Consider the following 14,226-nt stretch of genomic DNA (forward strand, 5'->3'; position numbering starts at 1 on the left):
GGCGCGTAAATCAACCAATAGGCCAGAAAAAACCGGATGTACTATATGCACCTATTGTTCCGCACCTCAGTGTTCCGCACCGCAGCCGCCGCGCTCGCGACCCTGTGCTGCGCGGCTTCCGCGCAAGCCGCCATCTCCCAGACCAAAGGCGATTTTGAAGACAAGTTTCGCCAGCTGGATGAAGTTCTGCCCACGCCCAACGTCTACCGCAATGCCGCCGGTGAGCCCGGGCACGCCTACTGGCAGCAGGAAGTGGATTACCGCATTGACGCGCGCCTCGACGAGGACAAGCGCGCCCTGACCGCCAGCCAGACCATCACCTACAGCAACAATTCCCCGGATACCCTTAAGTATTTGTGGTTGCAGCTGGACCAGAACCGTTTCCGCGCCGACTCCATCGCCGAGACCACGGAGACCTTCGGCGGTGGCGCTACCCGCGCACAGTCTGACGAGGCCCCGGCGGGTATCAGCCTGGGTGAGTTGCGTCGTCAGCAGTGGCTGGCGGACAACCAGCCGGGTTACACCATCACCAATCTGCGCGATGCCGAGGGCAATGCCCTCAAGTCCACCATCGTCGGTTCCAATATGCGCATCGACCTGCCGCAGCCGCTGAAGCCCGGCCAGCAGATCGAGTTCAGCATGGACTTTGCCTTCAATATTCTGGAGGAGGACGCAGTCTGGGCCCGCGCCGGTTACGAGCACTTCCCGGACGATGCGCGCAAAGGCGGCAACGATATTTTCCTGCTGGCGCAGTGGTTCCCGCGCCTGCACGCCTACACCGACTACGAAGCCTGGACCAACAAGCCGTTTCTCGGCAGTGGCGAGTTCACTCTGGAATTTGGTGACTATGAGGTGGCGCTCACGGTGCCGGCGGACCATATCGTGTCCGCGACCGGTGCACTGCAGAACCCCGAAGAGGTGCTGACCGAGACCCAGCGCCAGCGGCTGGAAAAGGCGCGCACCGCCAAGCGCCCGGTCTTTATCGTCACCGAGGAAGAGGCGCTGGAAAACGAAAAAGCCGGTACCCGCCGTTCCAGCACCTGGCGCTTCAAAGCAGATGATGTGCGTGACTTCGCCTGGGCCTCTTCGCGCAAATTCATGTGGGATGCCAAGGGCTACCAGCAGGGGGGCGAGGTGATGCCGGAAGTCATGGCCATGTCCTTCTACCCCAAAGAGGGCGGCGAGCTGTGGAAGAAATACTCCACCGAATCGATGATCCACACCATGGAGGTGTACGGCCGCTTCTCCTTCGATTACCCCTATCCGGTGGTGCAGAGCGTCAACGGCCCGGTGGGTGGCATGGAATACCCCATGATCACTTTCAACGGCCCGCGCACCACCCTGCACGAGGATGGCTCACGCACCTGGACCCAGGCCGAAAAGCGCTTCCTGATCGGCGTGGTGATCCACGAGGTGGGGCATATTTACTTCCCCATGCTGGTGAACTCCGACGAGCGCCAGTGGACCTGGATGGACGAGGGCCTGAACAGCTTCCTCGACGGCGTTGCCGGCCGCGAATGGGACCCGGAAATGCCCTGGGGCGTGGAGCCGCGGGATATCGTCGACTATATGAAGTCCGACATCCAGGTGCCGATCATGACCCAGTCCGACTCGGTGCTGCGCCTCGGGCCGAATGCCTACACCAAGCCGGCCGCGGCGCTGAATATCCTGCGTGAAGTGGTGCTCGGCCGCGAGCTGTTTGATTTCGCTTTCAAAGAGTACGCCAACCGCTGGATGTACAAGCGCCCGACCCCCGCCGATTTCTTCCGCACCATGGAAGAGGCCAGCGGCGTGGATCTGGACTGGTTCTGGCGCGGCTGGTTCTACTCCACCGACCACGTGGACATCAGTATCGACAAGGTTTCGCAGCTTCGTCTGGATACCAAGAATCCTGATATCGACTTCGAGCGCCGCCGCCGTGAAGAGGCCGACAAGCCACAACCGCTGTTTGAGAAGCGTGAGCGCGAGGCCGGCAACAAGACCTGGGTGGAGAGGAACCGGGATATCCGCGACTTCTATGACGAGCACGACCGCTTCACTGTCACCAACAAAGAGCGCAACGAATACGCGCAGCTGTTGGAGGATCTGCAGCCTTGGGAGCGCCGGGCCTTGGAGCGCGCCGTGGAGGAAGACAAGCACTACTATGTTATGGATTTCTCCAACAAGGGCGGCCTGGTCATGCCGATCCTGCTGCAGCTCACTTATGCGGACGGCAGTGTGGAGGACCGCTATATCCCGGCCGAAATCTGGCGCCGCTCGCCCAAGGCCGTGTCCAAGCTGGTGGTAACCGACAAGGAACTCGTCCAGGTGGTTGTGGACCCGCGCTGGGAAACTGCGGACGTGGATAATGAAAACAACCATTACCCGCGGCGCATCATCAAGTCCCGCATCGAAGCCTACAAGGACGAGGAGCGCAGCGAGGGGGTTTACCGCGACATCATGCACGACATGAAGACCGAGAAGAAAGACCCGGAGCCGGGCTTTCACAAGAAGTAAGTGGCAATGGAAGTAGGTGACAATAGAAGTAAGTGGCAATGCGAATACTGTTACTGATTCTGACCTTGCTGATGGCCTGCCAGGTGCAGGCCCACCAGATGAAGGCGGCCATCACCCAGGTACTGTTCAACGAGCGCACTGGCAATGTGGAAGTGATGCACCGCTTCTATGTGCACGATGCTGAGCACGCACTGGGCGAGATCGTTGGCAAGAAGGCTTACCTGCTGGAAAACCCCGAGGCCCAATTGCAGTTTGCCCGCTATGTGAGCGCCCACTTCGACATGGGGCTCGGCAGCGCGGAGCCTGTGCAGCTGACCCATGTGGGGCAGGAGGTGGATGGCAAATTCATCTGGGTGTACCAGGAAATGCCGGCGCCGGCAGCGGTGGAGACCCTGTGGTTCAGATTCGATGCACTGCAGGATTTCTGGCCTGAGCAGGTCAACCAGATCAACGTGGAGGGGCTTGGCCGGGTTCGCTCGCTGAAGTTCGACCGCCACAGCCGCTGGCAGAAACTGGAGTTCGGGGCGCCCGATAACTAAGTCTGGAATTGGGCCCGCGACAGAGTGCAGAGCCGGGCCCTGCCGGTTTTCTGGCAGCGGGCTTGTTTGCCCCAGCAAAAAATTAAAGGCCGCTCTCCCCGGGGAGGGCGGCCTTTTTTTGTGCGCAGGACTATTTTTCTGCCTCTGCCTCTGCCTCTGCCTCTGCCTCTGCCTCTGCCTCTGCCTCTGCCTCTGTCTCTGCCTCTGCCCTTGTGGTTGCCGTTGGCCGGATAGGGGCCGGCGCAGTTTAATCGGCCTGGTTCGGCTTAGTTTCGGCTTAGTTTCGGCTCGTGGGCCTGTTGGATTGGTCAGGTGCGGTCAGCTCTTCCAGCATCAGCTCGCGGATCACCGGTACCGGCGCGTTGCCGTAGCTGAGAAATTTTTCGTGGAAGGTCTTCAGGTCGAAGTCGTCGCCGAGCTTTGCTTTCATCTCTTCGCGCAGCGCCAGAATATCGGCGTAACCGGCATAGTAGCTGGTGAGCTGCACCTGGCTCAGGGTGGCGCGGCGCCACTTGCCCATGGCCTCGGCTTGCTGTTGGAAACCCTGGCGCACCATCAGGTCCAGTGCCCGCCGCTCATCGATGCCTTTCACCTGAATCTCGTAGTCGAGAAGCGTGTTGATCAGCACGCGCAGGCGCCACTTGTAATACATCAGCCACAGTTCCGGGGAAAAGTCGCCGTAGCCGGCTTCCAGCATCATCTGTTCGGTATAAACCGCCCAGCCCTCCACCATCGCACCATTGCCAAGGATGCTCTTGATCAGGCTGGGGGACTGGTTGGCGTACACCAGCTGGGTGTAGTGGCCGGGAATGGCCTCGTGAATATTGAGGATCTGCATCAGGTACTGGTTGTATTCCCTGAGCAGGCTGTCGGCGCGCTCGTCGCTGAACTCCTCGATCGGCATGACGTTGTAATAGGTGTTGGCGCCCTTGTCATAGGGGCCGGGGGCGTTGATGGAGGCCACGGAAAAGCCGCGCATATACGGCGGCGTGGTGCGCACAACCAGTGGCTTGTTTTCATCCAGCGTCAGCAGGTCTTTTTCCTTGACGAAGGCCACCAGCTCCGGAATCTGTTTTTCCACCTCGGCCTTGAAGGTTTCCTTGGTGGCGTGGTGTTCAGACAGTTTATCCAGCACCATGGCGATTTTTTGCAGGCGGTCTTTCGGTGGCTTTTGGCCTGGAAAGTATTTTGGCCACAGCTCACTGGCCAGCTCCGCCATTTTGTCGTGCAGCTTTTCCTTGTCGGCGAGCGCTCTCTCATAGAGCTGCTTGCCGGTCATGCCGATCTGAATTTCGTACTTGAACTTTTGTTCGTACAGATCCCCGCCGATGCGAAAATTCCTGTAGTCTTGGCTGATCTCCAGCTCGGCGTGGCGTGTCTGCAGAAAGGTGATGTATTCCTCGATGGCCTTGCGCGCCGCCGCGAGGCGCTGCCGGAAAACCTTTTTCTCACCTTCACTCAGGCCGCTTTGGGCGAGCTTCTCTTCGGCGGCCTCACCGAAAACACTCATGGCCCCTTCATTTTGCTCGATGGCGAGCATCAGCTGTGGGGAGGCGGGTTTTTGCAGTGTCTGCTCCGCCGCCCGGTAGTAGGCGGGTACTTTCTTGAGCCGCTCACTGAAAGTCCGCAGTCGCGTGTCGAGTGGCGCATACTCCGTATTGAGAATCAGGGCAAAGGGATGCGAAACATTGTATTCAGCCGGGTTCCACAGGTGGGACTGAAACTCGGTGATTTGCCATTCCAGTCGGTTGAGGAAATTCAGAATCAGCACCAGGTCACTTCTGTCATTGGAGTCCAGTGCTTCGGTATTGATGGCCGAGAAGCGGTCGCGGTAGCGGCGGGAGAATTGCAGCACCTTCTCGCGGTATGTATCGTCGGGTACCTGCAGCTGGTCGGCGACGGCGTAGTAACCTTCACTGATGGCCCAGGAGGGAAAAAGCCGCCAAAGCTCTGTCATCATCTGAGTAGACAGTGCATCGAAGTTTTCTGCGGAATCGCTGCTTGATTGGTTGTTGCCGCTGGCATTGGCTGTGGCCACGACGGTGCCGCTGGCGCGATCAGCACCTTTGTCTTCAGGGTTGCGCTGTTGGAGATCACAGCCTGCGAGAGTCAGCGGCAGGGTCAGGACTATCAGGAGGACTGGGACAAAATCCGCTAGGGAAGTAGGCGTGATTTTCATTTTACTCCTTGGTTTGTCGCAAGGTGGATCATTGAGTGTGGCGGCTAATTCTTTTTTATTGCTCAGTTGAGGTTAATTTCCGGCAAAACCCTTGGCGTTTTTAGCACTCCGTCCCATTAAAGCTTAGCCAAACCAAATAAAATAATTCTTTAACTGGTGCGCTTGTCTCGGTCTTCAGGCGTGGCTAGAGTGATTCCCGTTCACTCTTGTCCATAATGATTCAAACCTCCTGAGGGCCGATTGATGACTGAGCTCGCCGAGCAGCAATGTGAAGCCTGTCGCGCCGATGCGCCACTGGTATCCGACGAAGAACTGGCTGAACTGCTGCGCAAAATTCCAGACTGGACTCCAGTCACCCGCGATGGGGTGATGCAATTGGAGCGCGTTTTCAAATTTCGCAATTTCAAACAGGCATTGGCCTTTACCAACCGTGTTGGTGAACTTGCGGAAGAGGTTGGTCACCATCCCGCGCTGCTGACCGAGTGGGGCAAGGTGACAGTGACCTGGTGGAGTCATGAGGCTGGCGGCCTGCACAAAAATGATTTCATCATGGCTGCCCGCACTGATAAGGAAGTCGAGGCGTAATCATCAACTGCAAGATGACCGCCTCAGTAACATCGCCCCGGAAAAAAATCGGGGGCGTTATTTGAAGGAGGTAATCAAAGTTGTCATGTTGAAGATGAAATCCACCTGCGAGCGCTGCAGAGCAGCACTTACTCTGTCCGAACAGGCTTATATCTGTTCTTACGAGTGCACCTTCTGTCCGGATTGCACAGAAGCGCTCTCTCAAAGGTGCCCCAACTGCCAGGGTGACTTGGTGCTGCGTCCGCCGCGCACACGCTCGCCAACGGAAGCGCCGAGCCTCGGTTTTAAAGCCAAGCTGGAAGACTTTCTCTACCGCGCCTGAGGGCGTGACTGCTTTTGCCCCTGTGCGTTTGCTCCCTCGGTGCGTTCAACCGGGCCATCGGGGGCCTGGCGGGTTGCGGCCGGAGTCGCCGGGGACCTAACAGATTGCTGCCGGGGTTTGCCGGGATGGGTTCAGGATTTCTGGGCCCACAGCAGGAATTCACGGTTGCCATCGCCCCCGAGAATCGGGCTGTCGATATAGCTCCTTACCGACAGCCCGAGCGTTTCACACAATCCGGTGATCTTCTTACGGACCTCATCGTAAAGCCCGGTGTCGCGCACCAGCCCGCCTTTGCCAATATTTTCCGGTCCCACCTCGAACTGCGGTTTGACCAGGCTGAGCAGCTGCGCGCCGGGCCGCATCAGCGCGGGCAGGCGCGGCAGAATCAGAGTCTGCGAAATAAAAGAGACATCCATCACCACGGCATCAAACCCCTGCTCTCCATAGGGGCTTAGTTGCGCGGCTTCCAGATGGCGCGCGTTTACCCCTTCGAACAGGTGCATGCGCGGATGCTGGAGCAGCTTTTCCGCCAGTTGGTCGTGGCCCACATCGATACCCACCACCAGCTCCGCGCCCCGTTGCAGCAGGCAGTCGCTGAAACCGCCGGTGGAGCAGCCAATGTCCAGCGCCTGCCAGCCCCGGGGACCGAGACTGGTGTGGTTCAGAATGGCTTCCAGCTTGAGTCCCGCCCGCGACACATAGCGATCCTCGGGCAGCGGTTCCACACGGATGGCCTGGTGCGCCAGAACCGCCTGCCCCGCCTTGAGCGCGGGGTGCCAGCCGGCCCCGGTATCCAGCAAAACCCTGCCACCTTCGATCAGTTTTTTGGCATGTGTACGGGAATTCGCCAAACGGCGTTCAACCAGAAGAACATCCAGGCGCATCAGAGGGGTTTGATCCTAAAAATATGGTGGAGTTGAAGGCTGCCATGCTAACCTCTGGCCCCACTGGTTAGAAGCAGTAAGCTGGATAGGAGGTAGGCAGCTGATGGCGAAAAGCGTTCTGGGGAAGTTCAGGATCCGCAAGGGCAAGGTGTTTGAGGCGCCTCTCGAGAGCGCTTTCGGGCGACTGGTGACGCCTTTTGAAGAGTTTATTCACCGCCAGAGCAGCAGTGGCATCCTGCTCATGATCTCGGCAATTGTCGCCCTGGTGATCGCCAATTCCCCCCTGCAGGAGGTCTACAAGCACCTGCTGCATATGTACATCAGCATCGGCGCCGGAGACTGGGCGCTTTCCCTCACGGTCCACCACTGGATCAACGATGCGCTGATGGCGATCTTCTTCTTTCTGGTTGGGCTGGAACTCAAGCGCGAATTCCTCGTTGGTGAGCTTTCCGAGCTCAAGCAGGCGGTTCTGCCGATTATGGCGGCCATCGGCGGCATGGTGGTGCCAGCGTTGATCTATGCCGGACTCAACCCGGATGGTGACGCCGCCCGTGGCTGGGGTATTCCCATGGCCACGGACATCGCCTTTGCCGTCGGCTGTATTGCCCTGCTGGGCAATCGTGTTCCGCGGGCGGTGGTGATGTTCCTGGTCGCCCTGGCGATTGTCGATGACCTGGGCGCGATTCTGGTGATCGCGATCTGGTATACCGAGAGCGTCAATATGATTGCCCTGGGCGCTGCCGGCGGACTGGTGGTGCTCCTGTGGCTGCTGAATGCGGCCGGCGTACGCGGTTCTCCCCCCTATATTTTCGTTGGCCTGTTGCTCTGGTACGCGTTTTATAAGAGCGGCATTCACGCCACCCTGGCCGGGGTGGTAACCGCCATGGCCATGCCCGCTCGCCCCAAATATGATCCGGTGGCTTTCAGTACTTTCGTCAAGGACATCATCAAGAGTTTCGACCGCAGCTTCCGCCCGGGCGATAAGATCATTGCCAATGACGCCCTGCGCGCCCGGGTGATGGCGCTGGGCAATGGGGTCAAGCTGGCGCAGTCGCCCCTGCAGCGGATGGAAACCCGCCTGCATACCCCGGTGGCTTTTCTGATCATCCCCATCTTCGCGCTGGCGAACGCGGGCATTCCCATCGACAGCTTTACCACCGGCACGGCGGTGTTAAACCCGGTTACCCTCGGCGTCATTCTGGGGCTGGTGTTCGGCAAGCTGATCGGTATTGTCGGTGCCACCTGGATTGGCTGGCGTCTGGGGCTGGGCAGCCTGCCCAAGGGCGCCACTTTCCATCACATCGTCGGCGTGGCGCTGCTGGGGGGGATTGGCTTCACCATGTCCATCTTTATTTCCGAGCTGGCCTACTATGGCAGCGAGGAACTGCTGATTCAGGCCAAAGCCGGTGTGCTGCTGGCATCCCTGATTGCCGGTATCAGCGGCTTTATGGTGCTGCGCAAGGCGCCAATCTCCGACGAGTTCACGCTCGATGAGAATGCGGACTCAGACGAAAACGCGGATGCTCACAGCGAGCAGGGCGGCGAGCAAAAAGGCGACCATCCGGGTGATCAAACGGGTGCGAAGCCGGCCACTGCCGCCGTCGGCAGTGGGGATCGGCACGGTTAAGATTCCACCAGGCAGTACTACAGTAAGCCAGCTTTCGACGAGGTGTCGGTAGGGTGTCGCTGAGGCGCCGTTAATACACTACTGAGGCACCGCCAAGAGAGCTGGCGACAACGCAAAGACCGGGTGATCCCGGTCTTTTTTTGTCCGCCAGTTGGGTCAGCGGCCAAGTCCGCTGTGCCGGGCCGGCCAAGTTCGAGTCTGCGCTAGCGGCTTCAGCCCTGAAACCGATTACCGCTGCATAAGGCTGGAGTGGTACCTTGGTCCCAGTCATGGATAATAGTGGCCGGGCCCCTGTCGCGGATAAGGAGAGCAGGACGACTTGAAAATGGAAACCCGGTGAATCGTTGTTGCCGCTGCCGCTGCCGCTGCCGCTGTCCCTGTGTCGCTGCCGCTGCTTATTTGGAATCGACGCGGTGCTGGCAGGCCATGGCTGCAGTGCAGGGGGAACCGAACCCTGCTCGACACGGCGATACCGCTGAGCCCTCGGTGCTCTCGGTGCTCTCGGTGCTTTCGGGACTCTCGTTCATCGCAGTTGCCGTTTCTTGCCGGTGCGGTTTATTTAAGGCGGCTTAAAGGCGGCTTAGCCGAGATGGTTTCGCTGAGAGGGCTTAATTCAGATGGTCTCGTTCAGGTGATTTAGTCCGGGTGGTTTATTCCCGATTTAAACAAAAAGGCTGGTTATGACTGACAATAAAAAAAATAACGTGCCCGCGGATCTATTGGATGTGGTTGTGGTGGGGGCCGGTATTTCCGGTCTCTATGCCGCTCGCTTGCTGCGGCCGCACTACCGCATTACGGTGCTGGAGGCCCGTGACCGGGTCGCCGGTCGCCTCTGTAACCATCGCTTTGCCAATGGCGATACTGTGGATATCGGTGGTCAGTGGGTCGGACCCGGGCAGGAGCGGATGTACCGGCTGATTGAGGAGCTGGGGTTCGAGACCTGGCCCCTCTACGATACCGGCGACAACCTGCTCTGGCAGGGACAGCGCACCAGGCGCTACCGCGGCACCATTCCGCCGATCGGGCCCCTGGCGCTGCTCGACCTGGGGCAGGCGATGGCACGCTTCGAAAAGATGGCCCGCAGTATTGATGCGGCTGAACCGTGGACACACCCCAAGGCCGCGGAGTGGGATCGGCAGACCCTGGCGAGCTGGCTGCAGAGCAATTGCCGAACCCGTCGTGCGCGGGAAGTGTTTTCGATTGGTATCGGAGCCGTTTTCGCCGCCGAGCCCGAAGACCTATCGCTCCTGCATGCTCTGTTTTATGCCCGTTCCGGAGAGTCACTGGAAACACTGCTCTCGGTTACCGGCGGCGCCCAGCAGGACCGTGTGCACGGTGGCACAGCCGGACTCTGCACCCACATGGCCCGGGATCTCGGCGATGACCTGTACTTGAACGCGCCGGTGAATGCCGTCGAGCGGGAAGCGGACGGCACTTTACGGGTGCTTTGCGACGCCGGTGAGTTTCGCTGCAAGCGGCTTATTATGGCGCTGCCACCCAACCAGGCACTGCGCATTCGCTTCTCCCCCGCGCTGCCCGCCCGGCGCGACCAGTTGTGGCAGCGGATGCCGGCTGGAAGCTGTATTAAATGCATAGCCCGTTACGAAAGGCCTTTCTGGCGGGACGAGGGCCTATCCGGTCAGGTGACCAGTGTGGAGGGGCCGGTCCGGGTGATGTTCGACAATACCGAAGCCGGCAAGGATTCCGGCTTGCTGATGGGTTTTCTCGAGGGGGATATCGCGCGCCACTACAGCAGTGTCGACCCGGAGGTGCGTCGTCGCGATGTGCTCGACTGTTTTGCCCGCTATTTTGGCGAGCAGGCGCGGGAGCCGCTGGAGTATGTGGACCGGGACTGGAGCAGCGAAGAGTGGACCCGCGGCTGTTATGCCGCACTGATGCCGCCCGGTGTCTGGACACAATACGGAGCGACACTGCGCAGCGACGATGCCCCGGTGCATTACGCCGGCACCGAGGCGGCAACGGAGTGGTTCGGCTATATGGAGGGCGCCCTGCAGGCTGCCGAACGCGCTGTCGCCGAGGTCCGCGATGCACTGCAGCAAAAAGCTGCCCCGGGCAGCACGACGCTGAGGGCTGAAGAGCGGAGTGGGGACTGTGTGTGACACTCTGGTGTGGCGGGGCCAGGGGCAAACCTGGCTGGCCAAAAACAGCGACCGCGACCCCTATGAGGCCCAGCGCGTTGAAGTGATTCCCGCCGTGCGCGGTGACAGCAGCCCCACGGTGCGCTGCACCTGGATCGAAATCCCTCAGGTGCCGAATCGCAATGCCTGCATCATTGGTCGCCCCGCTTGGATGTGGGGGGCGGAGATGGGCGTCAATCAGTGCGGCGTGGCGATCGGCAACGAGGCCATTTTTTCCCGCAAGGTGCTAAAAGAGGGAGCGGCGCTGCTGGGCATGGACCTGGTGCGGCTCGGCCTGGAACGCGCCACCACCGCCGAGCAGGCGCTGGAGGTGATTGTCGCACTGCTGGAGGCTCATGGTCAGGGTGGCCCCGCTGGTTACAGTCAGCGGGGCTTCCGTTACGACAACAGTTTCCTCATCGCCGACAGTCAGAGCGCCTGGAAGCTGGAAACCGCCGGCCGGCAGTGGGCTGCGTGCCGGGTCGACAAATTCGACAGTATTTCCAACGGCCTCACCATCGACGGCAATCCCGACCGGATGCATGCCGATCTAAGCGGTGCCGGCACGGGCAAGGCCGGGTTCAGGCAGACCTTCGATACCTGGCTGCGCCCTTATTTTGGCGCCAGCCGCAAGCGCAGGGCCGCAAGCCTGAGTGCCCTGCGCGCGCTGCCACAGGAGCAGCTTGGCTTCCGGCACTTTGCCGCCATTCTCCGCCACCACCACAAACCGTCGCCCAGCGGCAATGGCGATCTGTGCATGCACGCCGCGCCGGCCGGCTCACCCCTGGCTTTTCTGCGCCCATCGCAGACCACCAATGCCATGATTGTGCAACTGCGCGAAGAGGGGCCGCGGGTCAGTTTTACCGGCACCGCTGCCACCTGCAGCAGCCTGTTTCATCCCGTGGACTTTTCCGGTCGCTGGCAGGTGTGCACCCCCGATCGCTGGGAGCGACACCGGGTGGCCATGGCCAGTGCCGTTGAGCTGGGTGGCAGTGCCTCCCTGCGGGCGGCCATCGAGGCGGCTGAGAGCGAAATATTCACCGCCATCGAGGCCGGCGAACCGCTGCTGGCCGAGCGACTGGCACAGCGGAAGTTCAGCGAGATTTTTGATGCCGGTTGAAAAGGCGGGCCTGCGCACCAATCTTAAGCCAGCATTGGATGAGGCCGGGGTTTGGAGGGCCACCCTTCTCATACCTGGGAATTCTAGATGCAAATGACGCTGGCCTATCGCCCTGTGGGATGGCAGTGTTGCGGGCAGATAAATTGAGCGGATGATGGATCGCCCCTCGGGGCATGGTGATCCGCTGTTTGCGTAATGGCGAGCGCACTGCGCTCGATCTGCGGCAGGGCTGCAAGGCCCTCTACCGCTGAATCACAGAATAAAGGGAGAGGTTGTGAACGAATATATTGTCGATGTCACGGCGGAAAACGCCCAGCGGGTGCTGATCGATGAGTCCATGAAGCGCCCGGTGGTGGTGGATTTCTGGGCGGACTGGTGCGAGCCGTGCAAGCAGCTGATGCCGGTACTGGAAAAACTTGCCGCCGAGTATCAGGGGCAATTCCTGCTGGCCAAGGTCAACGCCGACACCGAACAGATGCTGGCGGGCCAGCTGGGTGTGCGCAGCCTGCCCACGGTGATGGTGCTGAAGGATGGCCAGCCGGTGGATGGTTTCGCCGGTGCGCAGCCGGAGAAGCAGATTCGCGAAATGTTGGACAAGTATTTGCCCAAGGCCTGGGAGCTGCAGTTCCAGCAGGCGCAGAAGCTGGTGGGCGAGGGCAAGCTTGACGAGGCGTTGCCGACACTGCGCCAGGTTTACGCGGAATCCGGCGAACGGGCGGATGTCGCCAAGCAGCTGGCAGCGGTGCTGCTGGAGTTAAACCGGGTACCCGATGCGGAGGCGATACTGGGCAAAATCCTGCTGGCGGACCAGGATGCCGACTACCAGCAGCTGATGTCGCAGCTGGAACTGAAGCAGCAGGCGGCGGAGTCCCCCGAGATCAAGGCACTGGAACAGGCGCTGGCCAGCAATCCTGAAGATCGCGACTCCGCATACAAGCTGGCGGTGCAGTACAGCCAGAACCACCGCCACGAAGAGGCGCTGGAGCTGTTGCTGGATATCCTCCGCGGTGACCTGAATTACGCCGATGGGGCCGCCAAGCAGGCCTATCTGGACGTGGTTAAAAGCCTCGGTGGTGGAGATCCACTGGCAGCCAAGTACCAGCGCAAACTGATGACTCTGCTGTACTGAGCGCTTTCGAAGCTCACGGCAATATAAGGAGCTCAGCGTGTACAAACTCTGTGTGTATATTCCGGAGAGCCACCTGGAAGAGGTGAAGCAGGCGCTGTTTACCGCCGGCGCCGGCCGTATCGGGGATTATGACAGCTGCTGCTTTCAAGTGCCCGGGACAGGACAGTTCCGGCCGCTTGAGGGCAGCCAGCCCTTTATTGGCCAGGCTGGGGCGGTAGAGCGGGTGGCTGAGTACCGTGTCGAAATGGTCTGCGCCGATGATCTGGTGGATGCCGCCCTGGCGGCGATGCGGCGCGCTCACCCTTACGAGGAGCCCGCGTTCGACCTCTGGAAACTGGATGACCGCTGCCAGTAACAGCGCGCAGCCTCACTCTCTGCTTCGCAGCGTCGGCTTAAGCGCCCGCTCTGCCTACTCAGCGCACGGGTAATTAAAACGTACAATTCACAACTTGCGGGTGATGGCGCCCCGATGCAGGCGGTACTGGCCTTCTTTGCGATCGCTGAAATAGTGCATCAGCGTCTTGGTCATGATCGGGAAGGCGATCTCATCCCAGGGGATTTCTTCCTCCCGAAACAGCGCCACTTCAAGTGACTCCGGGCCGGGGCCAAAGTTGGTGTCCGTGAGTTCGCCCCGGTAGAGCAGGTACACCTGATTGATGTGGGGGATATCGTAGACGGTGTAGAGATCATCCACGCGAATACTCGCCCGCGCCTCTTCCCAGGATTCCCGCAGCGCCCCCTCCTCACTGGTCTCCCCGTTTTCCATAAAGCCCGCCGGAAGCGTCCACAGGCCCAGGCGCGGCTCAATGGCGCGCTTGCACAGCAGCACGCGCTCACCCAGATAGGGAAGCACCCCGACGATGACCCGCGGATTGACATAGTGAATGGCGCCACACCCGCCACAGAGGTGGCGGGGGCGGTCATCACCCTCGGGAATAGCGAAAGAAACGGACGCACTGCCGCAATGACAACAAAATTTCATGGCGCAAGTATACACCGGGTAACCGCAAGCGTCAGTGACCTGTAGACCGTATAGACAACGAGTAAACCATCACTATCTTCGTGATATAGGCCGGAAAGGGGTTCTACCCCGTTTCTACGGACGGTTTTAAAACGGCTGTAAATTTTCGATCTTGAGCGGCCACTTTACGCCGCCTTCTCGGGTTGTGGAATCGTTCGATGTAATTAAATACGTCTGCTCTTGCTT

At 60.0% G+C, this 14,226-nt stretch carries 12 protein-coding genes and 1 pseudogene; 9 read left to right on the forward strand and 4 right to left on the reverse strand.

Features of this window, described 5'->3' with window-relative positions:
- Nucleotides 1–45: 45 nt before the first annotated feature.
- Nucleotides 46–2,496, forward strand: a complete 2,451-nt coding sequence (locus tag ABEA58_RS11580; RefSeq protein ID WP_345551683.1) for a M1 family metallopeptidase — start codon at nucleotides 46–48, stop codon at nucleotides 2,494–2,496.
- A gap of 38 nt (nucleotides 2,497–2,534) precedes the next feature.
- Complete coding sequence (locus tag ABEA58_RS11585; protein ID WP_345551684.1) at nucleotides 2,535–3,035, forward strand: DUF6702 family protein; 501 nt, start codon at nucleotides 2,535–2,537, stop codon at nucleotides 3,033–3,035.
- 277 nt (nucleotides 3,036–3,312) lie between these two features.
- Here the strand turns inward: ABEA58_RS11585 and ABEA58_RS11590 are convergent, their stop codons facing one another.
- Entirely contained in the window at nucleotides 3,313–5,214 is a 1,902-nt protein-coding gene (locus tag ABEA58_RS11590) for a DUF885 domain-containing protein (RefSeq protein ID WP_345551685.1), read from the reverse strand.
- A gap of 243 nt (nucleotides 5,215–5,457) precedes the next feature.
- Here ABEA58_RS11590 and ABEA58_RS11595 point away from each other — a divergent pair, with 243 nt between their 5' ends.
- The gene (locus ABEA58_RS11595; RefSeq protein WP_345551686.1) at nucleotides 5,458–5,799 is read left to right on the forward strand and encodes a 4a-hydroxytetrahydrobiopterin dehydratase; all 342 of its coding nucleotides are present in this window, start codon (nucleotides 5,458–5,460) and stop codon (nucleotides 5,797–5,799) included.
- Nucleotides 5,800–5,893: 94 nt separating this feature from the next.
- Nucleotides 5,894–6,121 carry a DUF1272 domain-containing protein gene (locus tag ABEA58_RS11600; RefSeq protein WP_345551700.1) on the forward strand — a complete coding sequence of 76 codons (228 nt, stop codon included), beginning with the start codon at nucleotides 5,894–5,896 and terminating at the stop codon, nucleotides 6,119–6,121.
- A 131-nt stretch (nucleotides 6,122–6,252) separates the two neighbouring features.
- On the opposite strand, the gene ABEA58_RS11605 is transcribed toward ABEA58_RS11600, so the two are convergent.
- A complete protein-coding gene (locus ABEA58_RS11605) occupies nucleotides 6,253–7,005 on the reverse strand; it encodes a TlyA family RNA methyltransferase (protein WP_345551687.1) in 753 nt (250 codons plus the stop codon).
- A 103-nt stretch (nucleotides 7,006–7,108) separates the two neighbouring features.
- Between ABEA58_RS11605 and nhaA the strand changes: the two genes are divergently transcribed.
- The 5 genes from nhaA (at nucleotide 7,109) to ABEA58_RS11630 (ending at nucleotide 13,374) form a co-directional block, all read left to right on the forward strand.
- A complete protein-coding gene (gene nhaA, locus ABEA58_RS11610; protein WP_345551688.1) occupies nucleotides 7,109–8,632 on the forward strand; it encodes a Na+/H+ antiporter NhaA in 1,524 nt (507 codons plus the stop codon).
- A gap of 680 nt (nucleotides 8,633–9,312) precedes the next feature.
- Nucleotides 9,313–10,752, forward strand: coding sequence for a flavin monoamine oxidase family protein (locus ABEA58_RS11615; RefSeq protein WP_345551689.1), 1,440 nt, complete (start codon nucleotides 9,313–9,315; stop codon nucleotides 10,750–10,752).
- Nucleotides 10,745–11,890, forward strand: a complete 1,146-nt coding sequence (locus ABEA58_RS11620; protein WP_345551691.1) for a peptidase C69 family protein — start codon at nucleotides 10,745–10,747, stop codon at nucleotides 11,888–11,890. The genes ABEA58_RS11615 and ABEA58_RS11620 overlap by 8 nt, the downstream gene beginning before the upstream one ends.
- Before the next feature lie 274 nt (nucleotides 11,891–12,164).
- The gene (gene trxA / locus ABEA58_RS11625; RefSeq protein ID WP_345551693.1) at nucleotides 12,165–13,019 is read left to right on the forward strand and encodes a thioredoxin; all 855 of its coding nucleotides are present in this window, start codon (nucleotides 12,165–12,167) and stop codon (nucleotides 13,017–13,019) included.
- A 37-nt stretch (nucleotides 13,020–13,056) separates the two neighbouring features.
- Nucleotides 13,057–13,374, forward strand: a complete 318-nt coding sequence (locus ABEA58_RS11630) for a YqfO family protein (protein WP_345551694.1) — start codon at nucleotides 13,057–13,059, stop codon at nucleotides 13,372–13,374.
- Between the two features lie 87 nt (nucleotides 13,375–13,461).
- On the opposite strand, the gene ABEA58_RS11635 is transcribed toward ABEA58_RS11630, so the two are convergent.
- The gene (locus ABEA58_RS11635) at nucleotides 13,462–14,001 is read right to left on the reverse strand and encodes an NUDIX hydrolase (RefSeq protein ID WP_345551695.1); all 540 of its coding nucleotides are present in this window, start codon (nucleotides 13,999–14,001) and stop codon (nucleotides 13,462–13,464) included.
- 103 nt (nucleotides 14,002–14,104) lie between these two features.
- A pseudogene (locus ABEA58_RS11640) lies at nucleotides 14,105–14,226 on the reverse strand (IS3 family transposase); the annotation flags it as partial.

It is taken from the genome of Microbulbifer aestuariivivens, assembly GCF_039545115.1.
In the GTDB taxonomy this organism is placed as follows: Bacteria; Pseudomonadota; Gammaproteobacteria; order Pseudomonadales; family Cellvibrionaceae; genus Microbulbifer; species Microbulbifer aestuariivivens.